This window comes from Mycobacterium sp. BMJ-28 (assembly GCF_054404835.1).
In genome coordinates, this window is record NZ_CM136783.1 from 1,316,758 (window position 1) to 1,341,538 (window position 24,781).

At 68.3% G+C, this 24,781-nt stretch carries 28 protein-coding genes and 1 pseudogene; 10 read left to right on the forward strand and 19 right to left on the reverse strand.

Going from position 1 to position 24,781, the window contains the following annotated elements; genetic code table 11:
- Positions 1–11 precede the first annotated feature (11 nt).
- Positions 12–377: a GntR family transcriptional regulator gene (locus tag ACXPWS_RS06570; RefSeq protein ID WP_458711674.1), complete on the forward strand. Its 366-nt coding sequence runs from the start codon at positions 12–14 to the stop codon at positions 375–377.
- Here ACXPWS_RS06570 and ACXPWS_RS06575 read toward each other — a convergent pair.
- Positions 353–1,585, reverse strand: a complete 1,233-nt coding sequence (locus tag ACXPWS_RS06575) for an Rv1453 family transcriptional regulator (RefSeq protein ID WP_458711675.1) — start codon at positions 1,583–1,585, stop codon at positions 353–355. The two genes, ACXPWS_RS06570 and ACXPWS_RS06575, sit on opposite strands and share 25 nt — an antisense overlap.
- Positions 1,586–1,716: 131 nt before the next feature.
- On the opposite strand from ACXPWS_RS06575, the gene ACXPWS_RS06580 reads away from it, so the two are divergent.
- A complete protein-coding gene (locus ACXPWS_RS06580; RefSeq protein WP_458711676.1) occupies positions 1,717–3,216 on the forward strand; it encodes a flavin-containing monooxygenase in 1,500 nt (499 codons plus the stop codon).
- Here the strand turns inward: ACXPWS_RS06580 and ACXPWS_RS06585 are convergent.
- A complete protein-coding gene (locus ACXPWS_RS06585) occupies positions 3,191–4,021 on the reverse strand; it encodes a class I SAM-dependent methyltransferase (RefSeq protein ID WP_458711677.1) in 831 nt (276 codons plus the stop codon). The genes ACXPWS_RS06580 and ACXPWS_RS06585 overlap by 26 nt on opposite strands.
- 23 nt (positions 4,022–4,044) lie before the next feature.
- Positions 4,045–4,560, reverse strand: coding sequence for a DUF1697 domain-containing protein (locus ACXPWS_RS06590; protein WP_458711678.1), 516 nt, complete (start codon positions 4,558–4,560; stop codon positions 4,045–4,047).
- 81 nt (positions 4,561–4,641) lie between these two features.
- On the opposite strand from ACXPWS_RS06590, the gene ACXPWS_RS06595 reads away from it, so the two are divergent.
- Both ACXPWS_RS06595 and ACXPWS_RS06600 read left to right on the forward strand, forming a co-directional pair.
- Complete coding sequence (locus tag ACXPWS_RS06595) at positions 4,642–5,085, forward strand: PPOX class F420-dependent oxidoreductase (protein WP_458711679.1); 444 nt, start codon at positions 4,642–4,644, stop codon at positions 5,083–5,085.
- Positions 5,086–5,103: 18 nt separating this feature from the next.
- Entirely contained in the window at positions 5,104–5,274 is a 171-nt protein-coding gene (locus ACXPWS_RS06600; protein WP_458711680.1) for a DUF5302 domain-containing protein, read from the forward strand.
- On the opposite strand, the gene ACXPWS_RS06605 is transcribed toward ACXPWS_RS06600, so the two are convergent.
- From ACXPWS_RS06605 to ACXPWS_RS06630, 6 genes and pseudogenes are all read right to left on the reverse strand, one after another.
- The gene (locus tag ACXPWS_RS06605; RefSeq protein ID WP_458711681.1) at positions 5,271–6,539 is read right to left on the reverse strand and encodes an acyltransferase family protein; all 1,269 of its coding nucleotides are present in this window, start codon (positions 6,537–6,539) and stop codon (positions 5,271–5,273) included. The genes ACXPWS_RS06600 and ACXPWS_RS06605 overlap by 4 nt on opposite strands.
- 52 nt (positions 6,540–6,591) lie before the next feature.
- Positions 6,592–7,804, reverse strand: a pseudogene (locus tag ACXPWS_RS06610) (MFS transporter).
- A 33-nt stretch (positions 7,805–7,837) separates the two neighbouring features.
- The gene (locus ACXPWS_RS06615; protein ID WP_458711682.1) at positions 7,838–9,481 is read right to left on the reverse strand and encodes a solute symporter family protein; all 1,644 of its coding nucleotides are present in this window, start codon (positions 9,479–9,481) and stop codon (positions 7,838–7,840) included.
- Positions 9,478–9,819, reverse strand: coding sequence for a DUF485 domain-containing protein (locus tag ACXPWS_RS06620; RefSeq protein WP_458711683.1), 342 nt, complete (start codon positions 9,817–9,819; stop codon positions 9,478–9,480). The genes ACXPWS_RS06615 and ACXPWS_RS06620 overlap by 4 nt, the downstream gene beginning before the upstream one ends.
- A gap of 134 nt (positions 9,820–9,953) precedes the next feature.
- Positions 9,954–11,309, reverse strand: a complete 1,356-nt coding sequence (locus tag ACXPWS_RS06625) for an FAD-dependent oxidoreductase (protein ID WP_458711684.1) — start codon at positions 11,307–11,309, stop codon at positions 9,954–9,956.
- Positions 11,306–12,304 (reverse strand): zinc-binding alcohol dehydrogenase family protein, encoded by a 999-nt coding sequence (locus ACXPWS_RS06630; protein ID WP_458711685.1) that lies wholly within the window; start codon positions 12,302–12,304, stop codon positions 11,306–11,308. The genes ACXPWS_RS06625 and ACXPWS_RS06630 overlap by 4 nt, the downstream gene beginning before the upstream one ends.
- A 135-nt stretch (positions 12,305–12,439) precedes the next feature.
- Between ACXPWS_RS06630 and ACXPWS_RS06635 the strand changes: the two genes are divergently transcribed.
- The gene (locus ACXPWS_RS06635) at positions 12,440–12,826 is read left to right on the forward strand and encodes a winged helix-turn-helix transcriptional regulator (protein ID WP_458711686.1); all 387 of its coding nucleotides are present in this window, start codon (positions 12,440–12,442) and stop codon (positions 12,824–12,826) included.
- Here the strand turns inward: ACXPWS_RS06635 and ACXPWS_RS06640 are convergent.
- Genes ACXPWS_RS06640 through ACXPWS_RS06660 form a run of 5 tightly spaced genes read right to left on the reverse strand, consistent with a single transcriptional unit; the run spans position 12,823 to position 17,218 of the window.
- Positions 12,823–14,553 carry a sodium/solute symporter gene (locus ACXPWS_RS06640; protein WP_458711687.1) on the reverse strand — a complete coding sequence of 577 codons (1,731 nt, stop codon included), beginning with the start codon at positions 14,551–14,553 and terminating at the stop codon, positions 12,823–12,825. The two genes, ACXPWS_RS06635 and ACXPWS_RS06640, sit on opposite strands and share 4 nt — an antisense overlap.
- The gene (locus ACXPWS_RS06645; RefSeq protein ID WP_458711688.1) at positions 14,550–14,936 is read right to left on the reverse strand and encodes a hypothetical protein; all 387 of its coding nucleotides are present in this window, start codon (positions 14,934–14,936) and stop codon (positions 14,550–14,552) included. Before ACXPWS_RS06645 ends, ACXPWS_RS06640 begins: the two co-directional genes overlap by 4 nt.
- Complete coding sequence (locus ACXPWS_RS06650) at positions 14,929–15,696, reverse strand: LytR/AlgR family response regulator transcription factor (protein ID WP_458711689.1); 768 nt, start codon at positions 15,694–15,696, stop codon at positions 14,929–14,931. Before ACXPWS_RS06650 ends, ACXPWS_RS06645 begins: the two co-directional genes overlap by 8 nt.
- On the reverse strand, positions 15,693–16,892 hold the full coding sequence (locus ACXPWS_RS06655; RefSeq protein ID WP_458711690.1) for a sensor histidine kinase: 1,200 nt from the start codon (positions 16,890–16,892) through the stop codon (positions 15,693–15,695). Before ACXPWS_RS06655 ends, ACXPWS_RS06650 begins: the two co-directional genes overlap by 4 nt.
- A 29-nt stretch (positions 16,893–16,921) precedes the next feature.
- A complete protein-coding gene (locus tag ACXPWS_RS06660; RefSeq protein WP_458711691.1) occupies positions 16,922–17,218 on the reverse strand; it encodes a DUF732 domain-containing protein in 297 nt (98 codons plus the stop codon).
- A gap of 104 nt (positions 17,219–17,322) precedes the next feature.
- Here ACXPWS_RS06660 and ACXPWS_RS06665 point away from each other — a divergent pair, with 104 nt between their 5' ends.
- A complete protein-coding gene (locus ACXPWS_RS06665) occupies positions 17,323–17,904 on the forward strand; it encodes an HhH-GPD-type base excision DNA repair protein (RefSeq protein ID WP_458711692.1) in 582 nt (193 codons plus the stop codon).
- A 202-nt stretch (positions 17,905–18,106) separates the two neighbouring features.
- Positions 18,107–18,256, forward strand: coding sequence for a DUF1059 domain-containing protein (locus ACXPWS_RS06670; RefSeq protein ID WP_090363493.1), 150 nt, complete (start codon positions 18,107–18,109; stop codon positions 18,254–18,256).
- Between the two features lie 95 nt (positions 18,257–18,351).
- On the opposite strand, the gene ACXPWS_RS06675 is transcribed toward ACXPWS_RS06670, so the two are convergent.
- A complete protein-coding gene (locus tag ACXPWS_RS06675) occupies positions 18,352–19,296 on the reverse strand; it encodes an Rv1157c family protein (protein WP_458711693.1) in 945 nt (314 codons plus the stop codon).
- 44 nt (positions 19,297–19,340) lie between these two features.
- Positions 19,341–19,970, reverse strand: coding sequence for a hypothetical protein (locus ACXPWS_RS06680; protein WP_458711694.1), 630 nt, complete (start codon positions 19,968–19,970; stop codon positions 19,341–19,343).
- A gap of 174 nt (positions 19,971–20,144) precedes the next feature.
- Here ACXPWS_RS06680 and ACXPWS_RS06685 point away from each other — a divergent pair, with 174 nt between their 5' ends.
- Entirely contained in the window at positions 20,145–21,380 is a 1,236-nt protein-coding gene (locus tag ACXPWS_RS06685; protein WP_458713431.1) for a mannosyltransferase, read from the forward strand.
- Here the strand turns inward: ACXPWS_RS06685 and ACXPWS_RS06690 are convergent.
- Positions 21,325–21,609 carry a 4a-hydroxytetrahydrobiopterin dehydratase gene (locus ACXPWS_RS06690; RefSeq protein ID WP_458711695.1) on the reverse strand — a complete coding sequence of 95 codons (285 nt, stop codon included), beginning with the start codon at positions 21,607–21,609 and terminating at the stop codon, positions 21,325–21,327. The two genes, ACXPWS_RS06685 and ACXPWS_RS06690, sit on opposite strands and share 56 nt — an antisense overlap.
- Positions 21,610–21,636: 27 nt before the next feature.
- Between ACXPWS_RS06690 and ACXPWS_RS06695 the strand changes: the two genes are divergently transcribed.
- Positions 21,637–22,029, forward strand: coding sequence for a (deoxy)nucleoside triphosphate pyrophosphohydrolase (locus ACXPWS_RS06695; protein ID WP_458711696.1), 393 nt, complete (start codon positions 21,637–21,639; stop codon positions 22,027–22,029).
- 267 nt (positions 22,030–22,296) lie between these two features.
- Here the strand turns inward: ACXPWS_RS06695 and ACXPWS_RS06700 are convergent, their stop codons facing one another.
- Both ACXPWS_RS06700 and ACXPWS_RS06705 read right to left on the reverse strand, forming a co-directional pair.
- Complete coding sequence (locus ACXPWS_RS06700; protein WP_458711697.1) at positions 22,297–22,563, reverse strand: hypothetical protein; 267 nt, start codon at positions 22,561–22,563, stop codon at positions 22,297–22,299.
- Positions 22,564–22,635: 72 nt separating this feature from the next.
- Entirely contained in the window at positions 22,636–22,797 is a 162-nt protein-coding gene (locus tag ACXPWS_RS06705) for a hypothetical protein (protein ID WP_458711698.1), read from the reverse strand.
- Positions 22,798–22,870: 73 nt separating this feature from the next.
- Here ACXPWS_RS06705 and typA point away from each other — a divergent pair, with 73 nt between their 5' ends.
- Positions 22,871–24,775, forward strand: a complete 1,905-nt coding sequence (gene typA / locus ACXPWS_RS06710) for a translational GTPase TypA (protein WP_458711699.1) — start codon at positions 22,871–22,873, stop codon at positions 24,773–24,775.
- The last annotated feature ends 6 nt before the right edge of the window (positions 24,776–24,781 follow it).

Below are 24,781 nucleotides of genomic sequence, written 5' to 3' on the forward strand. Positions count from 1 at the left end.
ATACTGGGCACATGGCCGGGTTGGGGGATTGGGTCCATCTGGACGCGCAGGCGGCAAGCCCGTTGTTCGACCAGTTGCGCACCCAGATCATCGATGGTGTGCGCGACGGTCGGCTGGAGCCGGGCACCCGGTTGCCGACGGTGCGCGACCTGGCAGCGCAGGTGGGGTTGGCGGTCAACACCGTGGCCCGTGCGTACCGGGAACTGGAAGCCGCCGGGATTCTCGAAACCCGGGGCAGATTCGGCACATTCGTCTCGCGGGTGGACCCAGCCGATGCCGCGATGGCCGTCGCGGCGCACGCGTTCGCCGAGACGGCGCGCAAACTCGGCGTGGCGAAGGCCGACGCGCTGCGTTATCTGGACACGGTTCTGGACTGACCGCTCCAGCGCAGCACGTCAAGCGCCACGGCGACGTGCACACCGCACTCCGACAGCGGCCGGGGCAGTAGCTCGTCGGCGCGGGCCAGCCTGCGCAGCAGGGTGTTGCGGTGGGTGTACAGCCGGGCCGCCGCGCGCGAGGCGTTGCACTGCTGGTCGACGAATGTCCGCACGGTGGCCTGCAATTCGGGGCTGGCCGCCGCGAAGTCGCCGAGCGTGCGGTGCACGAATTGCGCCGCCCGGTCGGCATCGGCGGTGATCAGCGCCACCAGTTCGATATCGGCGAACAGCGCCAGTGGTTCCGGCGAACGCAGCCGGGCCATCATCTGCTGGGTGGTGATCGCGTCGAAATGGCTGCGCCGGAAGCCGTCGATCCCGTCGGCCGTCGAGCCGACTGCCACCCGGATATCGGGTGCGGTCCGGATGTACGACAGCAGCGCGGCGGAGTCGATGGCCCTCGACCCCGGAGCCCATACCCACCGCGTCGCGGTGCTGGCCGGCACGCTCAGCACCCGCGGGCTGCCGCAGGCGTGGCCGAACGCCTCGGCGACGCGGTCCAGCTGGGACAGGTCCCCTCCGACTCGCTCGCTCCAGATCACCGCCGCGGTGTGCGTGCCGGTCAGTGCGTAGCCGAGCCGATCCTCGGCGCGCTGGCGCGGGATGGGCGCGCCGTCGAGGATGAGCGCGACGGTTTCGCGGCGCTCGGCGTGGGTGCCCCGGGTGAGTTCATCGCGTTCGAGTTCGATCTGGGCGGCGATGCCGGTCAGGGTGGCGTCGATGAAGGTACTGATCGATCGTGAACACACCTGCAACATCTCGTGCAGTTCGGCCGGATCGGAGGTCAGCGCGAACGCGATCTCCATGAGGCGCCGCCACGCCACGCCCTCGCCGACCCGGTAGGCGTCCAACGGGAACGCGTCCACGCCGCGGCGCACCAGTTCGCGCGCGATGGCCAGCGGCTCGGGGCCGGTGTTGGGCGGGACCGGGGCGCCCGGGTCGCGAACGTTGGCGGTGCCCCAGAAGAACAGGTTGGCCCGATTGCTGCGGCTCACCGCGGCCGCCAGTTCGGGATCCGAGCCGATCGCCGGGTTGGCGTTCAACACGGCATCGTCGAGCTCCTCGAGCCATTCCGGCCGGGCGTTCACGACGATCTGTGCGCACTGCCGGATCAGCGCTTTGACCTCGGGTGATGGTGGCTGCCACGGCACCGGTCCAGCATAACGCGGTGGTGCACTCTGCACTGATCTATCGCAGATATGGGTCATTCTGACCATAGCGGCCGAGGCCTGTGCACGTCAGGATCGACCCAACGCATCCGCCACCGACAGGAGTCGCCGCCGTGACCAATCTGGAGAGCACCCCCGAACAGGTCGACGTGCTGATCGTCGGAGCAGGCATCTCGGGTATCGGCGCCGCGTATTACCTGCAGCAGGAGCACCCGGGGCGCAGCTACGCGATCCTTGAGGCCCGCGGGGCGACGGGCGGCACCTGGGACCTGTTCCGGTATCCGGGCATCCGGTCGGACTCCGACCTGCACACCTTCGGCTACGAGTTCAAGCCGTGGCGGGACGAGCACGCCATCGCCACCGCCGACAAGATCCTGGCCTACCTGCGTGAGACGGTCGCCGAGAACGGCATCGACAAGCAGATCCGGTTCCATCACCGGGTGCTCGGCGCCGCCTGGAACAGCGCGGCGGCCCGCTGGCTGGTCGACATCGAGAACACCGACACCGGTCAGCTTCTGCAGATAAGTGCCAACTGGTTGTTCTGCGCGGGCGGGTACTACCGCTACGACCAGGGCTTCACCCCGCAGTTCGACGGCCGGGAGCGGTTCACCGGGCAGGTCGTGCATCCGCAGCACTGGCCCGAGGATCTGGACTACGCCGGCAAGAAGGTGGTGATCATCGGCAGCGGGGCCACCGCGGTCACGCTGGTGCCGTCGATGGCGACGACCGCCGGACACGTGACGATGCTGCAGCGCTCGCCGACCTACATCATGCCGGTGCCGTCCAAGGACGCCTTCGCCAACATCGCCAAGCGGGTGCTCGGCGACCGTCGTGGGTATGCCCTGACGCGGCGCAAGAACATCGCCAAACAGCGTGCCGTGTACACGTTCTGCCAGAAGTACCCCGCCGCCGCACGTAGCCTGATCCGCCGGATCAACGCCAGCAAGCTGCCCGCGGGTTACCCGGTCGACGAACACTTCAGCCCGGCCTACAACCCGTGGGACCAGCGGCTGTGCGCGGTGCCCGACGCCGACCTGTTCGAGGCGATCGGCAACGGCAGCGCCTCGGTGGTCACCGACCGGATCGCGACCTTCACCGAGAACGGCATCCTGTTGGAGTCCGGTCGCGAGCTGGAAGCCGACATCATCGTCACCGCAACGGGATTGAACATCGCCCTGTTCGGCGGGATCGGCCTCACCGTGGACGGCGAGCCGGTGAACTTCGCCGACACCGTCGCCTACAAGGGCATCATGCTCTCCGGCGTGCCGAACTTCGCGTTCGCCTTCGGCTACACCAATTCGTCATGGACGTTGAAGGTCGGGCTGCTGTGCGAGCATTTCTGCCGCCTGCTGACGTATCTGGATACCAACGGATTCGACAGCGTCCGACCGGAATTCAGCGACCCGGCGATGCCCACCCTGCCGCTGCTGGATTTCGCGGCCGGCTATGTGCAGCGCGCCGCTGGCGAGCTGCCCCGGCAGGGCGCCGACGGACCGTGGCAGATGACGATGAACTACAACTACGACGCGAAACTGCTGCGGAACGGTCCGGTCGCCGACCCGAACCTGCGATTCGGTGTGGCGGTGGCTAACCGAATTCCAGTCGGGTTGTGACCCCGCGCAGCGGATCCAGCAGCGGGATCCGGTGGGCGGCCCAGATCACGGTGTTGAGCACCCGGCCGCGGCCCCGGGCGAGCGGGACGTCGTGCACCGCGCGCACCCCGGGCACCGTATTGGCCAGGTTCGCCGCACCGGCCACCGAGATGCTGAACGGCATGGCCGGCACCCGGTAGCGCAACGAGGGGCGCAGCAGTCCGTTGCGGGCCCACCACGCGAACCAGTGCGGCGGCAGGTCGAACATCATCTGTCCGCCGGGGAACCGTTGCGCGCAGGCGGCGATCAGGCCCAGCGCCTCGTCCGGTTGCAGATACATCAGCAGACCCTCGGCCGTGATGAAGACACCACGGGAATCGTCCACGCCGTCCATCCAGCTGTAGTCCAGCGCGGACTGCGCACAACTGTCGATCCGGTCCGAGGGCGGCAACAGCTTCTCCCGCAGCGCCACGATGGGTGGTAAATCGACGGTGAGCCACCGGAATTCGTGCGCCTCGGCGGCATCGATCCGGTAGAAGCTGGTCTGCAGCCCTTCGGCCAGGGCGACCACGGTGGCGCCGGGATGGTCGCGTAAGTACTCCCGGGTGGCCGCATCGAAGGTCAGCGACCGCAGAGCCATGTCCTGACGCCGCGCGGACCCGAACTTGGCGAAGTCGAAGTCGATGGAGTCGGCGAGGCCGACCGCGACCGGATCGTCGAGGATCGCGTCGGGCCGGCGGGCCTCGTTGGCCCGGACCTGCAATGTGAGCAGGGCGGTCTCGGAGACACCGGTCAGCGCCGAACCGTCGATCTTCGGGGAGCTCACCGTGCCGAATGTACCCGCACGCGTCAGCGCAGCACTTTGTCCAGGGTGCGCAGATTACGGGTGGTGGTACACGATTTGTAGCGCTTCTTGCCCATCGTCTTGCCGATCGTGGAATCCAGCGTCGCCGAGCGGGCCACCTGCCAGTACAGGACGCCGTTCCCGCGGGCGGCGGTCTCCCCGGCCTCGGTGGCCAGCGCCGCCACTTCGTCGAGCATGGCGTCGTCGCTGACGAAGGTCACGTAGGAGTGGTGCTCGGGTACCTCGCGTTCGAACGGGTACGCCTGGACGATCTTGCGCAGGGTTGCGAGGTCGTAGGCCAGCACCCAGGCGTCGTAGCCGAACGCCTGCCGTAACGCCGCCTCCGCGCCGGACCGCACCTTCGCCACCCCGAAGTTGCTGTCCAGCAGCACGTTTCCGCTCGCCAGGATCGTCTTGACATTGTCGAAGCCGGCATCGGTGAAGACCTTGGCGACCTCGGCCATCTTCAGATTCACCCCGCCGACGTTGACGCCGCGCAGAAAGGCGGCATACCGGGTCATCAGGGCACGCCCTGCAAAGTGGTGCCGCCAATCCTGGGCAGAGCGGTCATCGTGTCGATCCTATCGACGTACTCTCGTCCCATGGGGCGTTTGGTTTTCGATGACAAGTTGCTTGCACTGATCAACGGCAACTCGCTGGGGGTGCTGGCCACCATCAAATCGGACGGGCGCCCGCAGCTGTCCAACGTGTCCTACTACTTCGACCCGCGCGAGGTGGTGATCCAGGTGTCGATCACCGAACCACGCGCCAAAACCCGCAACCTGCGCCGGGACCCTCGGGCCTCGCTGCACGTCAGTTCCGACGACGGCTGGGCCTACGCGGTGGCCGAGGGGGACGCCCTGCTCACGCCGCCGGCAGCCGATCCGCACGACGACACCGTCGAGGCACTGATTGCCTTGTACCGCAACATTGCCGGTGAGCACCCCGACTGGGACGACTACCGCCGCGCGATGGTCGACGATCGCCGGGTGCTACTGACCATCCCGATCTCACATCTGTACGGGATGCCACCCGGCCGGCGCTGAGTCGTTTAGGCTGGCCGCATGGCCGATAAACCGGAAGACGACGACAACAAGCGTAAGTTCCGGGAGGCGCTGGAACGTAAGAAGGCGACATCGTCCGGCGGGGCGGCCCACACCGACCGCGGGGCCAAGAAATCCAAGGCACACGGTGTGGTGGAGAACCGCCGGGAGTTCCGCCGCAAGAGCGGCTAGCGCGCCAGCGTTCGGGCGGCCGCCAGCGCGGCGAGCAGCGCCGCGACACACAGCAGGCCCGGACCCTTCAGGCCCCAGCCCACCGAGGCCAAGGTGGCCGCACCCGCGATGCACAGCAGTGTCCCGACCGCCGCACCGCGGGTGGCACTGACGGTGCCGCCGTCCCAGTAGGGCAGCGGATTGTTCTCCAACGGCCGCAGCGCCACGAACAGGACGGCGACCAGCACGGCCATCACCACCATCTGCACGATGCTCAGTGCCAGCAGATGCGGCTGCCCGGGATGGCGCGGCAGGCCCAGGTGGTCGAATGCCAGGTGCATGCCCAACAGGGCCGGCATGTGCCACAGGTACAGCGTCATCGCCCCGCTGTTGCCGATCACCGTCAGCCACCACACCCGTGGCCGGCGGGCCCAGCGCGCGATGGCCGGCGCCGCGGCAATGGCCAAGGCGCACATCATGATTGCGTGCCCAGCCAGCAGCAGCGACGGCGGTGTCATGTTCTTCAAGTGTTGTCCGTCGATGCCGACCAGGCTGAGCTCGTAAGGGCCGAAGCGCAGCAGTGCCACGTTGACGGCCAGCATCGCCATCCCCAGCGCGGCGGCCGCCGACGGGTGCAGCAGACCGCGGCGGTAGGCCACCCCGAACATGCCCGGCAGCAGCCAGACCGACAGGTTCGCGTACCCCAGCCAGCCCAGCGCGGGATCGTTGATTCGCACCGCGTCGATCACCGCGACGAGCCCGTATCCCAGGGCCACCGCACCTGCCAGCCGGGCAGTGGTGGTGATCCGGGCGAGCAGCGGAACGGCGCCCAGCACAAGCACATACGCACCGAGGAACCACAGCAGCTGAGTGGAGATCCCGGCGACCGGCTGATAGACGTGTACCGGCGCCACGCGGTGCAGCACCATCAATGCGACGGCCCAGAACGCCAGGTAGTAGAAGACCGGCCGGTACAGCCGGGTGCAGCGCCTGAGCAGCCAGCCGCCCCAATCCCCCCGGTAGCTTTCGACCGAGGCGGCGACACCGGCGAAGAAGAACAGCGGCATGATCTGGAACACCCAGGTCAGGGCCTGGAAGACGACCGAGGTGGTGAGCAGGTTGTCCCAGTGGAACACCTCGTCGGTGATGACGCTGGTGGCCATCAGCGTGTGGCCCGCGATCACACCGAGCAGAGACACGATCCGGATGACGTCGATCGCGCGGTCCCGATCGGGCGGGGTGGCAAGCGCCACGTCGGCGACGGTGGGGAACGCGGTGACGGCCATGGCTCGACGCTAAGTCAGCGGCGCACCGGGCACCTGAGTAGAACCACTCAAATCACCGTGTGACGGGTGTGCGGCGGCGTTCCTGAACCAGGATCGCGGCCAGACAGGCCAGCGCCAACACCCCGACCGCGGTCGCGAACACCTCACCGGCGGTACGCAGACCCCACGCCTGCGCGGCCAGTCCGGCACCCACCACCGGCAGCGAGATGGCCACATAGGCGACCACGAAATAGGTCGAACTGACCTCCGCGCGCTGCTGCGTCGGGACCTGCTCGACGATCGCGGCCAGCCCCCGGCTGAAACTGATGCCCTGCCCGGTACCGGCCACCACCGCGGCGACCAGAATGCCGATCAGCGACGAGAAATGCAGCGCCGCAACCAGAATCACCATCCCGACCACCAAGACGGCGCTGCCCGCGGCCACCGCGCGGGCCGGCGGGATTCGCCGCCCCACCAGCTGAGCCACCGCCGAGGCCAGGAAGATCGATGCCGACACCGCCCCGCCCACGGCGTGGTTGTCGATACCCACCACGTTCGCGACGAAGGCCGGCGCCACCGAGGTGAACAAGCCCGTCACCGCGAAACCGGCGAACGCCGCGGTGGCCGCCGTCAGGAACACCGCACGCGCCTCGGCAGGCACCGCCAGCCGCTGAAACCCGATCCGCCCGGTGCGATCGGAGGTTTCGGGCGCGATCAACACGGCCGCCACCGCCAGCAGCATCAGCACGATGTGCACGGCGAAAGGCACCACCAGGGGATGCGGCGCGTACTGCACGAGCAGCCCGGCCAGCACCGGACCCAAGCCCAGGCCGCCGATATTGGCGATGGTGGCCACCATCGAGGCGCGTTCACGGGCGGCGGCGGGCAGGGCTTCCACCACGGCCGCGGTGGCGGTTCCGGTGAAGATGCCCGCCGACAGGCCGGAGAGCAGCCGGCCCACCAGCAGCACCGCCACGCTGTCGGCGTAGAGGAAGACCACCGCGCTCGCGAGCGCGAACGCCAGACCTCCCAGCAACACCGGCCGCCGCCCGACGGCATCCGACCAGCCGCCGAACAGCAGCAGAGCGCCCAACACCCCGACGGCGTAGGACGCGAACAACGATGGTGGTGGTGAGCACCGCGAAATGCATCTGAGCCGCATACAACGCATACATCGGCGTCGGCAGAGTGGTGCCGATCATGACGGCGGCGAAGGCGAAGGCCAGCAGCGGAAAAGCCAGACGGCGGCGGGTGCTCACTCGGGTGAACAACGCCGCCGCCGCCATGGGTAATCCATACCCGATTTCAGTGCCCGATTTTCAGTGCACGATCGCCTTCTCGGCACCCACGCCGGTCAGCGATCGCACCTCCATCTCGGCGTTGAGCACCCGATCGCCGGTATCGGAGGAGGTCAGGGTACCGATGATGCCGAGCAGGAAGGCCAGCGGGATGGACACGATGCCCGGGTTGGCCAGCGGGAAATAGGCGAAGTCGACGCCCGGCATCATCGCGGTCTTGGAGCCGGAGACGGCCGGGGACAACACGATGAGCACGATCGTGGAGATCAGCCCGCCGTACATGCTCCACAGTGCGCCGCGGGTGTTGAACCGGCGCCAGTACAGCGAGTAGACGATGGTGGGCAGGTTGGCCGCCGCCGCCACCGCGAATGCCAGCGCGACCAGGAACGCGATGTTCTGACCGTTGGCCAGGATGCCCAGCCCGATGGCGACCAGGCCCAGGACCACCGCGGTGATCCGGGAAACCCGCACCTGTTCGGCTTCGGTCACCGGGTTCTTTCCGTGGCCACTTCGCCACACCGAGGCGTACACATCGTGGGCGAAGGACGCCGACGCGGTGATGGTCAGGCCGGCCACCACGGCCAGGATGGTGGCGAACGCCACCGCGGAGATGATGCCCAGCAGCACCACGCCGCCCAGTTCCAGGGCCAGCAGCGGAGCCGCCGAGTTCTGCCCACCGGCCGCCGACAGGATGCGGTCGGGCCCGACGATGGCGGCGGCGCCGTAGCCGAGGACGAGGGTGAACAGGTAGAAGGCACCGATCAGTCCGATGGCCCACACCACCGATCGGCGCGCTTCCTTGGCGGTGGGCACGGTGTAGAAGCGCATCAACACGTGCGGCAGGCCCGCGGTGCCGAGCACCAGCGCCAAACCGAGTGACAGGAAGTTGATCTTCGACGTGGTCGACCCGCCGTACTGGGCGCCAGGGGCCAGCACGTCGCGGCTGGCCACGCCCTTGGTGGTGGCGTCGGAGACGGCGGACTGTGCCGCGCCGAGGATCTCGGAGAAGTTCAGCCCGAACTTGGCCAGCACCATCACCGTCATCAGCGCGGCGCCGGTGATCAGCAGGACCGCCTTGATGATCTGCACCCAGGTGGTGCCCTTCATACCGCCGACCAGGACGTAGACGATCATCAGGATGCCGACCACGGCGATCACCAGGGACTGGCCGGTCTTGCTGTGCACATTGAGCAGCAAGGCCACCAGGCCGCCGGCGCCCGCCATCTGCGCCAGCAGGTAGAACAGCGACACCGTCAACGTTGTGGTGGCGGCGGCCAGCCGTACCGGGCGTTGCTTGAGCCGGAAGCTGAGCACGTCGGCCATGGTGAAACGCCCTGTGTTGCGCAGCAATTCGGCCACCAGCAGCAAGGCCACCAGCCAGGCGACCAGGAAGCCGATGGAGTACAGGAAGCCGTCGTAGCCGTACACGGCGATGGCCCCGGCGATGCCGAGGAAGCTGGCTGCCGACAGGTAGTCGCCGGCGATGGCGATGCCGTTCTGCGGTCCGGAGAAGGCGCGACCGCCGGTGAAGAACTCGTCGGCGGACTTGTTGTTACCGCTGGCACGGATCACCACGTACATGGTGACGGCGACGAAGACCCCGAAGATGGCGATGTTGGCTACCGGATTACCCACCGAATCCGATGCCGCGGCAAGGATATTCACTGGGCCGCACCTTCCAGTTCGGTGCGGATGGCCGCGGCGCGGGGATCCAGTTCGCGGTTGGCGAACCGGACGTAGATGCCGGTGATCAGGAAGGTGGTGACGAATTGCCCCAGGCCGAGCAGCAACCCGACGTTGACGTTGCCGAACACCTTGGTGGCCATGAAATCGTGCGCGAAGGCGCCCAGCACGACGTACAGGCCGTACCAGAGCAGGAAGAACGCCGTCATCGGGAAGACGAACCGGCGCAACTTGCCGCGCAGCTCCTGGAACTCGGGGCTGTCCTGGGCTTGTAGGAACTCGGCGCCGGTGGGCGCAGGCGGGCGGTCGGTGGTGGGCACGGGTGACTCCTTGACGTCGACTGTGAACCGGCTGATAGTCGAACCTAGGTGAGATGCGGGTCACACGGGCGGAGTTGACGCCGAAGCCGGGCGGCGTTGCGCTCAGCGGTCGATCGATGGCGATAAGCGGCGCGCTACAGGCTTCCGAGCAGCTGGTTGAAGGCCTCCGTCATGGAAGGGTGGGTGTAGATCGAGTCCCGCAGGGCGGTGGCGGTGATGTCGTGCCGCATCGCCAGTGCCACGGTGTTGATCACCTCGTGAGCGTCGTAGCACAGCAGCGCCGCCCCGAGGATCAGATCGGTCTCGGCGTCCACCACCACCTTCATCCGGCCCTGCGGCTCCCCGACGATTCGGGCCCGGGGCACGGTGGCCATGTCGGCGACCCGCATGGCGGCGACCTTGATGCCCAGTCCGGCCGCCACGGCCTCACGTTCGGTGAGGCCCACCCGGCCCAGTGGCGGCGTGATGAACAGGTTGTAGGGCACGGCCTTTCGGTCCGCGGTGCTGCGGGCGCCGTCGCCGACGAGCTGGTCGAGCACGATCCGGTAGTCATCGAGGGAGACGTAGGTGAACTGCGGTCCACCGTTCACGTCGCCCATGGCAAAGATGTGCGACTGGTTGGTGCGCAGGTGTTCATCGACCAGTACCGCACCCGAGGGTGCGGTGTGCACGTCCGCGGCGGCCAGATCCAGCTCGGCGGTCACCGGTTCGCGGCCCAGCGCCACCAGCACGGCGTCCGCGTGCACCGAATGCGACGTGCCACCGGCCAGGTAGCTGACCGTGCCGTCGTCCACCGCGGTGACCTGTGCTTCGGTGACGATGCGGACACCCTTGTCCGCCAAGATGTTCCGCGCAGCCTCGGCGATATCGTCGTCCTCGCGGGCCAGCACCTGGGCGTGCCGTTCGAGCACGGTGACCTGCGAGCCGTACGCGGCATACATCGCCGCGAACTCCAGGCCGACGTATCCGCCGCCGAGCACGACGAGCCGGGCCGGCAGGTTCTGTTCGGTCAGCAGATCGGTGCTGGTGTACACCCGTGGGGAGGTGGCCAACCCGGGAATATCGGGAAGGGTTGGGCGCGAGCCGGTCCCGATCACGATCCAGCGCGCGGACACCGTCACCTCGCCACTGTCGGTGGTGACCGACAATGTGTGCGCGTCGACAAAGCGGGCCCGTCCGGTGAGCACCTCGACCGTGTCGATGGTGTCCAGCATGGCGTAGTTGCCCGCGCGCAACCCGGCCGTCAGCTCGCCGGTCGCGCTGACCGAGCGCCGGTAGTCCTCGGGATGCGCCCCGCTACCCAGGTGCTCGGACCGGAACACCATCGATTTGGTGGGGACGCAGCCGATGTTGATACAGGTGCCGCCGTACATCTGGGCGGACTGTTCGATCATGACGACACGCCAGCCCTTCCGGCCCAGCGCGGCGGCCAAGGTCTTGCCGCCCTTCCCGAATCCGATGACCGCCAGATCCACCTGCCGTTCATTCACCGGTGCACCACCACCTTCCCGATCATTCGCCCCGACTCCACCAGCCGGTGCGCGGCGCGCAGTCCGGCCGCGCTGAAATCATCGATCGACGTGGTGATGGTAGTCCGCAGTGCACCCCGGTCCACCAGATCGGCGGCCGCGGTGAGCAGTCGCTGCTGAGCGATCATGTCGTAGCCGAACATCGGCCGGGTGAACATCAGCTCCCAGTGCCAGGCGATGCTCTTGGCCTTCAGCGGCAACAGATCCAGACCCTCGGGTTCATCGATGGCGGTGATGTGGCCGAAGGGGCGGGTGATCGCCGCGTACGTCTCGATATTGCCGGCCGAGTGCGGCGAGAACACGTAATCGATGCCATCGGGGGCCGCCTCACGGGCCTGCCGTTCCAGGTCGTGGTGGTCGATCACTGCGTCGGCGCCCAGGTCCAGAGCCCACTGCCGGGAGTCGTCGCGGCTGGCGGTGGCGATCACCCGGACACCGGTGAGTTGCTTCGCGAGCTGGATCATCGCCGATCCGACCCCGCCGGCCGCACCCAGCACCAGCAGGTCGCCGCGGGATTCGGCGGTGAGGCCGAACCGCTCGAACAGGGCTTCCCACGCGGTGATGGTGGTAAGGGGCAAGGCGGCGGAATCCTTGAACGACAGGGTTTTCGGCTTGCGCGCCACGATGCGTTCGTCGACGGCGTGGAACTGCGCGTTGGTGCCGGGTCGACTGATATCACCGGCGTACCAGACCTCGTCGCCCACCGCGAGTGTGCTCACCGCAGGGCCGACGGCCTCGACGACACCCGCCGCGTCGAAACCCAGGACGACCGGTGTCGACGACGGGCTCAGGCTGCCGCGGCGTTTGATGTCTACGGGGTTCACCGACACGGCGTGCACGCCGACCAACACGTCGTGCAGCCGCAACTCCGGAATCGCGATCTGGACATCCTGCAAGGCGTCGGGGTGGTCGATGGGTAGTCCGGTGAAGGATCCGATGGCGGGCATGGTGCTCATGGGCACGACGCTAGACCGCGCACCCCGGTGTCGTGCAAGGGCAGTTACTTCCCCGGGGGGAAGCAATGCAGTTCAACGGGTTTGAGGGCGCAGTGTTACTTTCGATATGACACCGATACAGCTCAGGAGGGTTCGATGGCGAGGCCGTGCCCGACGGGGCATCACGACAAGCACGACGTGTATTCGGACAGCTGCCCCTGCCGGGCACTGCTGGACCTGTTGTCGAACAAGTGGTCGGCGCTGATCATCGGGTTGCTCGACGAGCGGGGCGCGGTGCGGTTCTCCGAGCTGCAAGCGCAGTTGCCGGGAGTGGGAGCCAAGATGCTCACCCAGACGTTGCGCCGGCTGGAGGCGGCGTCGCTGGTGCACCGGACCGTGTATGCGCAAGTGCCGCCGCGGGTCGAGTACACCTTGACCGAGCTGGGAATCAGTGTCTCCGCACCGCTGGGTCAGCTGCGCACGTGGGTCGAGGACAACATCGATCGTGTCGAGGCGCTGAACCAGGACTGGACCAAGGTCTAACCCCGCGGGACGCGCTCGACGCCCATGCCGAGCCGCTCCGGGACGTGCATGCGTGCGAAGATCTGCCCGATATCGGTGGTGGCGCGGGTGAACCGGCTCACCACGATCATGGTGGCGAACGCCAGCGGCACGCTGACCGCGGCCGGATAGCCGACCATCACTGCGGGCCAGCCGCCCAGCACAGCGTCGTCGACACAGCCGGCTATGGCCACCACGACGGCGCTGCCACACACGCCTCCGCCGATGATCAGTCCGCAGGCCGCCCCGGCCGCGGTCAGCCCGCGCCACCAGATACCCAGTACCAGAAGCGGACACAGCGTCGACGCGGCCACCGCGAACGCCAGCCCGACGCTGCGCGACAGCTCAAGACCGGACACCACGAGCGACAGCGGAATCGGGATCAACCCGCCGATCACCGCCGCCACCCGGAAATCCCGGACCCGCCCGCGCAACACATCGGTGGCCAGGGCACCGGCGATACTGACCAGCAGGCCCGACGACGTCGCCAGGAACGCCGCGATGGCGCCGGCCGCGACGAGAGCCGCGAGCAGCTGTCCGGCCACCCCGCCGATGGTGGACCCGGGCGCCAGAAGCACTGCGGCGTCGGCGGTTCCGGTGATCAGCAATTGCGGCACATACAGCCGGGAGAACACCCCGAGCAGCACGGGGAAAAGGTAGAACACCGACAGCATCGCGATGACGGCCAGCGCGGTACGCCGGGCGGCGCGGCCGTCGGGATTGGTGTAGAAGCGCACCAGCACATGCGGCAACCCCATGGTGCCCAGGAAGGTCGCCACGATGATGGACAGCACCTGATACAGCGGATGCCCGCCGCCCAGCCCGCCACCGGAGGAGATCCACTCGGTGCCCGTGCTCGGAGTGCCCGCGATCACCGGGGTGGCGGCACCGGCGGCCAGGGTGAGCGTGCTGTCCGCGCCGAGGGTGTGATCGCCGGCCACCCCGATGGTGGCGGCATCGACGCGGCGGCCGTCCAGGGTGCCGGTGATGGTGATGCCCGCAGGGGCGACCACCCGCACCACCACATCGGTGTCGATGGCGACGGTGGTGTCATGCTGCACGCTGGGCGGGAGCGGACCGCCCAATTCGTCACGGTCGTGCAAGAACAACCCGAGCAACGCCAGTGCGGGGATGGCGATGGCGGTCAGCTTCAGCCAGTACTGGAAGGCCTGCACGAAGGTGATCGAACGCATCCCCCCGCCGACCACATTGCTGATCACGATCGCGCCGACCAGCAACGGGCCGATCCATACCGGCATCCCCAGAAGGGTTTTCAGCGTCAGGCCGGCGCCCTGATACTGCGGCGCCAGGTAGAACACGCAGATCACCACCACGACGATCATCGCGACCTTGCGCAGCCGAGCCGAGCCCAACCGGAATTCGGCGAAGTCGGGCACGGTGTAGGCACCTGAGCGGCGCAGTGGGGCCGCGACGAACAGCAGCAGACCAAGATAGCCCGCGGTGAACCCGACCGGATACCACAGCGCGTCGGCGCCGTACTTGGCGATCAGCCCCGCGACACCGAGAAACGATGCGGCCGAGAGGTATTCACCGGAGATCGCCGCGGCGTTCCAGCGCGGCCCGACGCTGCGCGATGCCACCAGGAAGTCAGACGTGGTGCGCGACAACCGGACCCCGTAGGCGCCGATCGCCACCGTGGCCACCGCCGCCACCAGTAGTGCGGCCGCGGTGAGCGGAGAACCGGTCATGGTTCGCCGTCGACGACTCGGACGAAATCCCGCTCGGCCTGTTCGGCGAGCCGCACGTACAACCGGCCCACACCGTAGAGCAGCGGATAGCACAGCACCGCCAGGATCAGCCAGTTGAGCCGCATACCGAAAACGGTCAGCATCCCCACGTGGGGCACCAGCATGACCGTGGCGCCCACCGCGGCGATGACGACCACGCCGAGTCGCAGCGCCAGCCCGAGTTGGGCCCGTACCAGGCCACGCACCAGGGCGTCGCCGACCTGGGTCTGTTCCTGCACCTCCACCCGGGTGCGCACCATCCGGGCGCCGCGCCGGTGGGCGAGCACGACGCGTTGCCGCCCCGCGGCGGGCCGCGAATTGGACCCCTGCGGCCGTTCACTCATCGGCGGGCTTCAGATTGCGCAACGGATCGCGGACCAGCCGGTCGCGCAGCTCGCGGGCCTGCCGGCGACTCACCGGCAGTTCGACGGCGGGGGAGGCGCCGTTGGTGCGCAGCCGCACCAGCACCGCGCCGTCCTGGGTGCGCAGGCCCGTCACCAGACGCAGCGACACCAGATAGGACCGGTGGATGCGCTGGAAACCGTGGTCGGCCCAGCGGGTTTCCAGCACCGACAGCGGAATCCGGACCAGATGCGCGCCGGTGGCCGCATGCAGCCGGGCGTAGTCACCCTCGGCCTCCACCCAGCCGATGCTGTCCCGGGGCACCAGCTGGGTCACCCCACCCAGCTCGGCGGGCACCACATCGGAGTCCTGTTCCCCGGCTGCGGAACTGGCCTGCACGGTGGCCGCGCGGCGGACGGCCTCGTCCAGACGGTCCTCCCGGATTGGCTTGAGCAGATAGTCGGTGGCGCCGACGTCGAACGCCGCCACCGCCTTGTCATCGTGGGCGGTGACGAAGACGACGGCCGGCCGGTGCGCGAAATTGGTGAGGACGGCGGCCAGTTCGATACCGGACAGCCCGGGCATGTTGATATCCAGGAATACCGCGTCGATGGTGTGCCGGTTCAGTTCCCGCAGCGCCGACGTGGCGTCGCCGGCGGTGAAAACCTCTGCGACGCAGGGATGCCGGCCCAGCAGGTAGGCGAGTTCGTCGAGCGCGGGCGCCTCGTCGTCGACGGCGAGCACCGTCAGTTTGCCGCTCATGTGTAAGCACCTCCGCCGGCCCGCACACCGGACCGGAACTTCGGGACCCGCATGATGACTTTGGTGCCCGCCCCGAGCGCCGTTTCGACCACCAGACCGTAATCGTTGCCGAAGGCCGCGCGCAGCCGATGGTCCACATTGGTCAGGCCGACATGCGCGGACTGGTCGGTGCCATCGGCCAGGGCGTCGCCCTGGCCGGCGCGCAGGGTGTCCGGATCCATCCCGGCGCCGTCGTCCTCGACGGTGATGACGCAGTCGGTCCCGGTATCGCGGGCGATGATCTCCACGGAGCCGCCGCCCTGCCCGGCCAGCCCGTGCCGGACCGCGTTCTCCACCAACGGCTGCAGCGCCAGGAACGGCACCACCACGTTGAGCACCTCGGGCGCGACCTGCAGCCGGACCGTCAGGTTCGCACCGAAACGGGCGCGCTCCAGCGTCAGGTAGCGGTCGATGTTGCGCAACTCCTCGGTGAGGGTGGTGTACTGCCCGGCGGCGCGGAACGAATAGCGGGTGAAATCGGCGAATTCCAGGATCAATTCGCGGGCCCGGCCGGGATCGGTGCGCACGAACGACGCGATGGTGTTGAGGGCGTTGTAGATGAAATGCGGGCTGATCTGTGCGCGCAGTGCCAGCACCTCGGCCCGGTCGAGGCGGGCCCGGGACGCGTCGAGTTCGGCCAGCTCCAGTTGGCTGGCCGCGTAGCGGGCCACCTCGCCGATGGCGCCCAGCATGCCCGGCCCGGGATTCCCGTTGGCCACCACCACGAGTGCGCCGAGCACGTCACCACCTTCGGCGAGTAATGGTTGGGCCACCACGGACGCCGTGGCCGCACCCGCGAGTACGCGGCGCGCGGCGGTGACCGAGTCATGGGCGGTGGACGTGCAGGCATCGACGATGTCGGGCTGCCAGATCGCGGCGTCGGCGGGGTCGCGGGCCAGCAGCTCACCGTCGCCGTCGAACAACGCCACCCCGTCGGTCCCGGTCAGGTCCCGGAGGAAGGGCGCGGCCGTCCGGGCCGATTCGGTATCCAGGCCGCGGCGCAACGCATGCGCCGCCAGTGACGCGGTGTGCAGCGCGGTGTGCACGGCCCGTTCGGTGGGGGTGGCCACCACGCGGCGGGTGCGCACGATCAGCACGGCGGCCACCGCAGCCAGCAGCAATGCGGCGGCCAGCGCGAGTGCGACGTGGCCAGACATCCTTCGATCTTGCTAGGGCAGGACCGGACTCACTGGACCGGGCAGGCGTACTTCCTGGCCACGTCCATCACCCGCTCCTGCGCCCCGGGGCCGATGACCCCCTGGGCAGCCATCTCCAGACCGATGTATCCCGGAAGGCCGCCCATGCACGCCTGGTGCGCGACGCGCCACGCGGTGTCGGGGTTCAGGTTGTAGCCATTGCGTTGTAGGCCTTGCATGTATTCATCGAACGCCGGCGTGCCCTGGTCTGGGATGGCGTTGGCGGGCGCGGACAGTGCGATCGCTGCGCCCAGTGCGGCAAGAAGAGGTGCAACCACACGTTTCATGTTCGTCTCCCACGGGTGTACCACCGGTTTGTCGTGTACACGTTCGCACACAGGGCCGACACAGACTTCGGAAATGCCCGCCGCGCTCGCCTTAAACTGACCCGATGCCCACCTTGCAGCTGGTCCAAGATCCTGAGGCAGATGCTCTGCTCGAGTCCAACCCGTTCGCGCTGCTGGTCGGGATGCTGCTCGATCAGCAGATCCCGATGGAGACGGCGTTCGCCGGGCCGAAGAAGATCGCGGACCGGATCGGGGGCGTCGATGCGCGACAGATCGCCGAATACAACCCGGACGAGTTCGTGGCGCTGTGCTCGCAAACCCCGGCGATCCATCGCTTTCCGGGATCCATGTCCAAGCGGGTGCAGGCGCTGGCTCAGGCGATCGTCGACGATTACGACGGCGACGTGACGGCGGTGTGGACCGCCGGTGACCCCGACGGTGCCGAGGTGCTGCGCCGGCTCAAGCGGCTACCCGGCTTCGGTGAGCAGAAGGCCAAGATCTTCCTGGCGCTGCTGGGTAAGCAGTACGGCGTGACGCCGGCGGGCTGGCGCGCGGCGGCGGGGGACTACGGCAAGGCGGGCACGCACATGTCGGTGGCGGATGTGGTGGATGCCGGTTCGCTGCAGGAGGTCCGCAGCTACAAGAAGAAGATGAAGGCGGCCGCGAAGGCTGCGAAGCAGGCCTGAGCCGTTTGGCGTTGAAGGCTGCGAAGCAGGCCTGAGCCGTTTGGCGTTGAAGGCTGCGAAGCAGGCCTGAGCCGTTTGGCGTTGAAGGCTGCGAAGCAGGCCTGAGCCGTTTGGCGTTGAAGGCTGCGAAGCAGGCCTGAGCCATCTGGCGTTGAAGGCTGCGAAGCAGGCCTGAGTTTCGGCGGTATGAGATGGTGATCACATGGCTAAGACGCATCTGAATTGCCCTTGCGGCGAAGCGATCACCGGTACCGACGAGAACGATCTCGTGGAGAAGGCGCAGGAGCACCTGGCGCAGGCACATCCCGGGCGCGAGTACGACCGGGACATGATCCTGTTCATGGCGTACTGAGCGGGCCGCTTAACCGAACGACGGTGCACCCAGATCGCTTATCGGGCCGGATTTGCGATCTGTGTGCACCGTCGCGGTCGTGAGCGGTGCCCGGGTTACGGCACCACCGTCGAACCGATGGTGGGCATGAACTGGCACTGCTTCTCGGTCGTGGTGACCTGACCGAAGATCGTCGACATGATGCTGCCCGAACCGGTGTCGGCGATGACGGTCAGCGTGGTCGGGCCTTCGGGGTTCATGTCCGCCCGCGGCTTGAGGGTCGCGGTGCCGGATTTTCCGGTGGACAGGTTCACCCAGGTGACGTTCAGCGGCAGCTTCTGCTCGGCGGCGGGGCCGGGGGTGCCGACCGCGGTGAACACGTAGGCGGTCTGGCCCGGGCCGGGGCCTGGCGTGGGAATCGCCGCCGGACCGGCCACCGAGATCGCGGTGGCGAGCACATTGCCGCCGTCGCCGAGGCAGCCGTTGCTGATCGACGGATACATGAAGTCCTGCTTGGTGGCCGCGTCCGGGCTGAGCACACCGCCGGGAGCCGGGATCGGCGCGGGGCCCGGTGCGGGCGCCGGAGCCGGGGCGGGCACCGCGTCGGGCGCGGGAGCCGGAGCGGCCAGCGGTGCGGCATCGGGGGCCGGAGCGGCGACCGCGGCCGGTGCGGCCTCGGGCAGCGGGCCGACGGCGTGCGCCGGATCCACCCCTGCGGGCAGGTGGGCTTCGGGCCCGGCGCCCGCCGCGGGCATATGTGCGGCCGGGTCGGCGGCGAACTGGTTCACGGCCGTGGCCATATTCTTCGAATCGTCAGGTGCCGCCGCGTTTCCTGCGAACGCGGCGGCGGCGGCCATGAGCATCGATGCGGCACCCTGCGGGTCGGCGGCAGCTTGCTGGATCGCCGGTCCGAGCGTCTCCATCGCAGGCAGCCCGGGCGCCTGCAGATTGTTGATCGGCAACGGTGCCGGCACCGCGGGATCCGCTGTGGCGACCCCGCTGCCCAGCACCACCAGCGCCGTGGCGGCGGTACTGCTCAGCAGTGTCCGGATCGATGACATGACTCCCCCTGGTTGCGTGGTGATGACGGTTGATCAGCGAATGATCACGGCAACGCGGACAGCGCGTTGGTCGGCAGCAGCATCGGCACCAGTCCGGCAGCGCCGGGTAGTGCGGATGCGGCCGCGGCCGCGGGTGCGGCTGCGGCGGCCGGTGCTCCGAGTGCGGCCGGTGCGGCGGTCGCGGCCGTCGCAGCCTTGGGCAGCAGGCCGGCCAGCGGCGAGCCGGCGGGCATCAGCGAGGCGAGATCACCCGGGAAGGCCAACTGCTTGGGCAGTTCAAGCCCGCCCACCTGCGGCAGATTCACATCGGCCTGGGGCAACAGCACGTTGCCGGTGGGCGCTGGCGTGGCCGCGGCGAGGGGCGCGGCGGCGGTGGCCGCCGAGGCCGGACTGACGGCAGGCAACTGCGGCAGGGTGAGGTTGGCGCTCGCTGCCGGTGCGGCCGCAGGAGCGGCTGCCGGCGCGACCGCGGCAGGTACGGCGGACGCCGCACCGCCACCGGACAACGCCGAGGCCAGCCCTTGGATCAGCTGCGGGGCCATGGCGAGCTGATTGGCGAACGGCAAGGCCGGAGCGGCCGGTGCGCCCGGTGCGACCGGGGCCGGCGGCACCGGGTCGGCACCGGCAACCGGGCTGAGCGCGAGCGCGGTCACCGCACCCGCGCCAGCAATCATGCTGGTAACAAACAGTTTTCTGGTAGCTGGCATGGTTCTCCCCAATTCGTTGGCGGTGGGTCTGAATCCGAAAGTAGCCCGTTACTGGTGTTACTCAAGTGACACGTGTGGCGTTTATTCAACCGTTACGGAGGTGTGTGCCGATAGAGACCGCAATGCCCATCCGGACCGGGGCTGGCTACAGTCGAGCCGGTAAACACCACCTCTTCGCGCGCCCGCAGCGCGCAGCTGACCCGGCTTGCGCCCGTCGTGTTCGCACTCAGCATCGCGGCGCGGCTGGCCTGGACGTACCTGGTGCCCAACGGGGCGAACTTCGTCGACCTGCATGTCTATGTGGGCGGCGCCGGCGCGCTGGACCACCCCGGCACGCTGTACGACTACGTCTACGCCGACCAGACGCCGGACTTCCCGTTGCCGTTCACCTACCCGCCGTTCGCCGCGGTGGTCTTCTATCCGCTGCACCTGCTGCCGTTCGGCGTGTTGGCGTTCTGCTGGCAGATCGGCATCGTCGCGGCGTTGTACGGCGTGGTGGCGCTGAGTCTGCGGCTGCTGGGCCGGGCCGACGCGCGGATGGCCATGGTGTGGACGGCCGTCGGGATCTGGACCGAGCCGCTGCGCAGCACCTTCGACTACGGGCAGATCAACGTCGTGCTGGTACTGGCGGGGCTGTACGCGGTGTACAGCTCGCGGTGGTGGGTGTCGGGCCTATTGGTCGGGCTGGCCGCCGGCGTGAAGCTGACCCCGGCGGTGTCGGGCCTGTACTTCCTCGGCGTGCGCCGCTGGGGCGCCGTCGCGTTCTCGGCGCTGGTGTTCGCCGCGACGGTCGGCGTGTCGATTCTCGTGGTGGGCGGGCAGGGGCGGTACTACTTCACCGACCTGCTCGGCGACGCGCGTCGAGTGGGGCCGATCGGTACCTCGTTCAACCAGTCGGTGCGGGGCGCGATCTCCCGCATCCTGGGGCACGATGCCGGTTATGGACCGGCCGTCGTCGCCATCCTGCTGGTCGCCGCGGTGCTGGCGGTGCTGGCCTGGCGGGCGGTCGACGCCGGCGATGACCGGCTGGCGGGAATCGTGATCGTGCAACTGTTCGGCCTGCTGCTGTCGCCGATCTCGTGGACCCACCACTGGGTGTGGCTGATCCCGCTGATGATCTGGCTGCTGCACGGACCGCTGCGCGCGCGGCGCGGCGCCAAAGTCCTCGGGTGGGGCTGGCTGGTGCTCACGCTGATCGGGTTGCCGTGGCTGCTGAGTTTCGCGCAGCCGACGATCTGGGTGATCGGCAGGCCGTGGTACCTGGCCTGGGCCGGGTTGATCTACCCGGTGGCCACGCTGGCCACCCTGGGGTGGATGGCCGCTACTGGCCGAGGATCCGATCGATCTCGGCCGCCATCGCCAGATCCTTGTCCGTGATGCCACCCGCGGAATGGGTTACCAATGCGAAAGTGACCGTCCGCCAACGGATGTCGATATCGGGGTGATGGTCTTCCTGCTCGGCGAATTCGGCCACCCGCCGCACCGCCTCGATCCCGTCCAGGAACGCCGGGAACTTCACCGACCGGTGCAGCGCGCCCGCGGCCCGGTCCCAGCCGGGCAGATCGGCGAGCGCGGCATCCACTTGCTCGTTCGTCAACACAGCCATGTCTACGACGGTATACCGTCAGCGGCGATGCATGAGCAGATTGTCGTTGCGGGGGCACTCATTTCGGATGATGGCCTGCTGGTTGCGCAACGTGACCGGCCGACTGAGCTGGCCGGGCTGTGGGAACTGCCCGGCGGCAAGGTCGGCGCGGGCGAGTCCGACGCCGCGGCCCTGGCCCGGGAACTGCACGAGGAACTCGGTATCCGGGTGAGCGTGGCGGCGCGGATCGGCGCCGACGTGGCGCTGGCCAACGGCATGACGTTGCGGGCCTACCGGGTCGGACTCCTCGGCGGCAGCCCGCAACCCCATGACCATCGCGCGTTGCGCTGGGTGTCTGCCGCCGAACTCGATGACCTGCCGTGGGTGCCGGCCGACCGGGCCTGGTTGCCAGACCTGGCGGACGCGCTCCGCGGTGTCTGACGCGAGTGAATCGCGTTGTCAATCAACCAGATCGGCGGTGGACCGAGAGAGGCTCGGATTGCGACGGCACTCCGCCACCCGAATATGCCTATGCCGCAGCAGGGTTTGCGGCCGATCGTTGGCGTCGACACGCCCGCCGTCGTGGTGAACGCGCGACCGGGCGGCAACGCTGCGGCGCCGGCTGTGAACCGCCTCATTCCACCCAGGTGGGAACGGCCGGACCCGCCGAACGGGGTGGCCGCGGCATCGCGATGACGCTCGGCGTCGCTAGTACCTGAGGTGGTCGCCGACCACCCGCACCTCACCGCCGGGGTGCTGCGCGGCGTAGATCGGATGCAGCAGCGCCTGATGCCGGCAATGCGTGCACGACCCCTGCGGCGCGTTGGCCGAGGAGAACGTCAGATGGTGACATGCCGCACACCGGACGACGAACGCGCCGCCGATCCAGTTGAGCAAACCGAGGTAGATCGCCCCGGTGGTGGCCAGCGCCAGCACCACGATCAGCGCCACGGTCAGTGCCTCGTAAACCGTCATGATCGACACCTCCAACCATTTCGTGACGGACACTTCAAAGGTACGCTCGCGCCGCCCCGAAAATGCAGGTCATTACGACTTTCTGGCATGTTTGAAGACTTTCTCCAGGTCCTTGCCAGAGACGCCGGCGTGTGCGGCCTTCTGCACCTTGTGCAGCACCAGCGGACACCGCTTACAACGCGGCTTGCTCCGGCAGCACTTCTTCTTCGCCTTCGCCGACAGCAGTTTCTTCACGCTCGCCTTCCGATTACCACCCTGGAGCCGGCCGTTTTCGTGATCGGGCACTCACACTGCGACAATCACCGTCGTGGATTCTCGCCCAAACTTTCGCAACGTAGCCATCGTCGCGCACGTCGACCACGGTAAAACCACCCTGGTCGATGCCATGCTGCGACAGTCCGGTGCGTTGACGCACCGTGGCGATGATGCCATCGAACGCCTGATGGACTCCGGTGACCTGGAGAAGGAAAAGGGCATCACCATCCTGGCCAAGAACACGGCGGTGCACCGGCATCACCCCGACGGCACCATGACGGTCATCAACGTGATCGACACGCCGGGCCACGCGGACTTCGGCGGCGAGGTGGAGCGCGGCCTGTCCATGGTCGACGGCGTGCTGTTGCTGGTCGATGCGTCCGAAGGGCCGCTGCCGCAGACCCGCTTCGTGCTGCGCAAGGCGCTGTCCGCGCACCTGCCGGTGATCCTGTGTGTCAACAAGACCGACCGCCCGGACGCCCGCATCGCCGAAGTGGTCTCCGAGAGCCATGACCTGCTGCTCGATGTGGCCTCCGACCTGGATGAGGCGGCGCAGAAGGCTGCCGAGGACGCCCTCGGTCTGCCGACGCTTTACGCCTCCGGCCGGGCCGGCATCGCCAGCACCACCGAACCCGCCAACGGCGAGAACCCGGACGGGGAAAACCTCGACGTCCTCTTCGACGTCCTGCTCGAGCACATCCCGCCGCCGCAGGGTGACCCGGAGGCGCCGTTGCAGGCGCTGGTCACCAACCTCGACGCATCGGCGTTCCTGGGCCGGCTGGCGCTGGTGCGCATCTACAAGGGCCGCATGCGCAAGGGCCAGCAGGTCGCCTGGATGCGCGAGGTCGACGGCCACCCGGTCATCACCAACGCCAAGATCACCGAACTGCTGGCCACCGAAGGTGTCGAACGCACCAGCACCGACGAAGCCGTGGCCGGTGACATCGTCGCCGTCGCCGGCATGCCCGAGATCATGATCGGCGACACCCTCGCCGACATCGAGCATGCGCACGCGCTGCCGCGTATCACCGTGGACGAGCCGGCCATCTCGGTCACCATCGGCACCAACACCTCGCCGCTGGCGGGCAAGGTGTCCGGGCACAAGCTGACCGCACGAATGGTCAAGAGCCGGCTGGACAGCGAACTCGTCGGCAATGTGTCGATCAAGGTCGTCGACATCGACCGGCCCGACGCGTGGGAGGTGCAGGGCCGTGGTGAGCTGGCGCTGGCCATCCTTGTCGAGCAGATGCGCCGTGAAGGTTTCGAGCTGACCGTCGGTAAGCCGCAGGTGGTCACCCGGATCGTGGACGGCAAAGTGCACGAGCCGTTCGAGGCGATGACCATCGACTGTCCGGAAGAGTTCGTCGGCGCCGTCACCCAGCTGATGGCCGCCCGCAAGGGCCGCATGGAAGAGATGGCCAACCACGCCGCCGGGTGGGTGCGGATGGACTTCATCGTGCCCAGCCGTGGCCTGATCGGTTTCCGGACCGACTTCCTGACACTGACCCGCGGCACCGGTATCGCCAACGCGGTCTTCGAGGGCTACCGGCCCTGGGCGGGCGAGATCCGTGCCCGTCACACCGGCTCGTTGGTGTCGGACCGGACCGGCAAGATCACGCCGTTCGCCATGACCCAGCTGTCCGATCGCGGCCAGTTCTTCGTCGAGCCCGGCGAGGACACCTACGAGGGCCAGGTGGTGGGCATCAACCCCCGCGCCGAGGACCTCGACGTCAACGTCACCCGTGAGAAGAAGCTGACCAACATGCGGTCCTCGACCGCGGACGTCTTCGAGACGCTGGCGCGGCCTTTGGAACTCGGCCTGGAGCAGGCCATGGAGTTCTGCGCCGAGGACGAGTGTGTCGAGGTCACCCCGGAGATCGTGCGGGTGCGCAAGCTCGAACTCACCGCCAGCCTGCGGGCCCGGGCGAAGTCACGCGCCAAACAGCAGCAGAGCTGACGGGCG

Bases quoted from the DNA above. Each gene is read 5' to 3' on its own strand.
- ACXPWS_RS06635 (WP_458711686.1), top strand. From the start codon at position 12,440: ATGGCGAGGCCGTGCCCGACGGGGCATCACGACAAGCACGACGTGTAT.
- ACXPWS_RS06600 (WP_458711680.1), top strand. From the start codon at position 5,104: ATGGCCGATAAACCGGAAGACGACGACAACAAGCGTAAGTTCCGGGAG.
- ACXPWS_RS06655 (WP_458711690.1), bottom strand. From the start codon at position 16,892: ATGTCTGGCCACGTCGCACTCGCGCTGGCCGCCGCATTGCTGCTGGCT.
- ACXPWS_RS06695 (WP_458711696.1), top strand. From the start codon at position 21,637: ATGCATGAGCAGATTGTCGTTGCGGGGGCACTCATTTCGGATGATGGC.
- ACXPWS_RS06690 (WP_458711695.1), bottom strand. From the start codon at position 21,609: ATGGCTGTGTTGACGAACGAGCAAGTGGATGCCGCGCTCGCCGATCTG.
- ACXPWS_RS06630 (WP_458711685.1), bottom strand. From the start codon at position 12,304: ATGAGCACCATGCCCGCCATCGGATCCTTCACCGGACTACCCATCGAC.
- ACXPWS_RS06680 (WP_458711694.1), bottom strand. From the start codon at position 19,970: ATGATTGCTGGCGCGGGTGCGGTGACCGCGCTCGCGCTCAGCCCGGTT.
- ACXPWS_RS06650 (WP_458711689.1), bottom strand. From the start codon at position 15,696: ATGAGCGGCAAACTGACGGTGCTCGCCGTCGACGACGAGGCGCCCGCG.
- ACXPWS_RS06670 (WP_090363493.1), top strand. From the start codon at position 18,107: ATGGCTAAGACGCATCTGAATTGCCCTTGCGGCGAAGCGATCACCGGT.
- ACXPWS_RS06665 (WP_458711692.1), top strand. From the start codon at position 17,323: ATGCCCACCTTGCAGCTGGTCCAAGATCCTGAGGCAGATGCTCTGCTC.
- ACXPWS_RS06645 (WP_458711688.1), bottom strand. From the start codon at position 14,936: ATGAGTGAACGGCCGCAGGGGTCCAATTCGCGGCCCGCCGCGGGGCGG.
- ACXPWS_RS06640 (WP_458711687.1), bottom strand. From the start codon at position 14,553: ATGACCGGTTCTCCGCTCACCGCGGCCGCACTACTGGTGGCGGCGGTG.
- ACXPWS_RS06660 (WP_458711691.1), bottom strand. From the start codon at position 17,218: ATGAAACGTGTGGTTGCACCTCTTCTTGCCGCACTGGGCGCAGCGATC.
- ACXPWS_RS06605 (WP_458711681.1), bottom strand. From the start codon at position 6,539: ATGGCCGTCACCGCGTTCCCCACCGTCGCCGACGTGGCGCTTGCCACC.
- ACXPWS_RS06570 (WP_458711674.1), top strand. From the start codon at position 12: ATGGCCGGGTTGGGGGATTGGGTCCATCTGGACGCGCAGGCGGCAAGC.
- ACXPWS_RS06595 (WP_458711679.1), top strand. From the start codon at position 4,642: ATGGGGCGTTTGGTTTTCGATGACAAGTTGCTTGCACTGATCAACGGC.
- ACXPWS_RS06700 (WP_458711697.1), bottom strand. From the start codon at position 22,563: ATGACGGTTTACGAGGCACTGACCGTGGCGCTGATCGTGGTGCTGGCG.
- ACXPWS_RS06675 (WP_458711693.1), bottom strand. From the start codon at position 19,296: ATGTCATCGATCCGGACACTGCTGAGCAGTACCGCCGCCACGGCGCTG.
- ACXPWS_RS06590 (WP_458711678.1), bottom strand. From the start codon at position 4,560: ATGACCCGGTATGCCGCCTTTCTGCGCGGCGTCAACGTCGGCGGGGTG.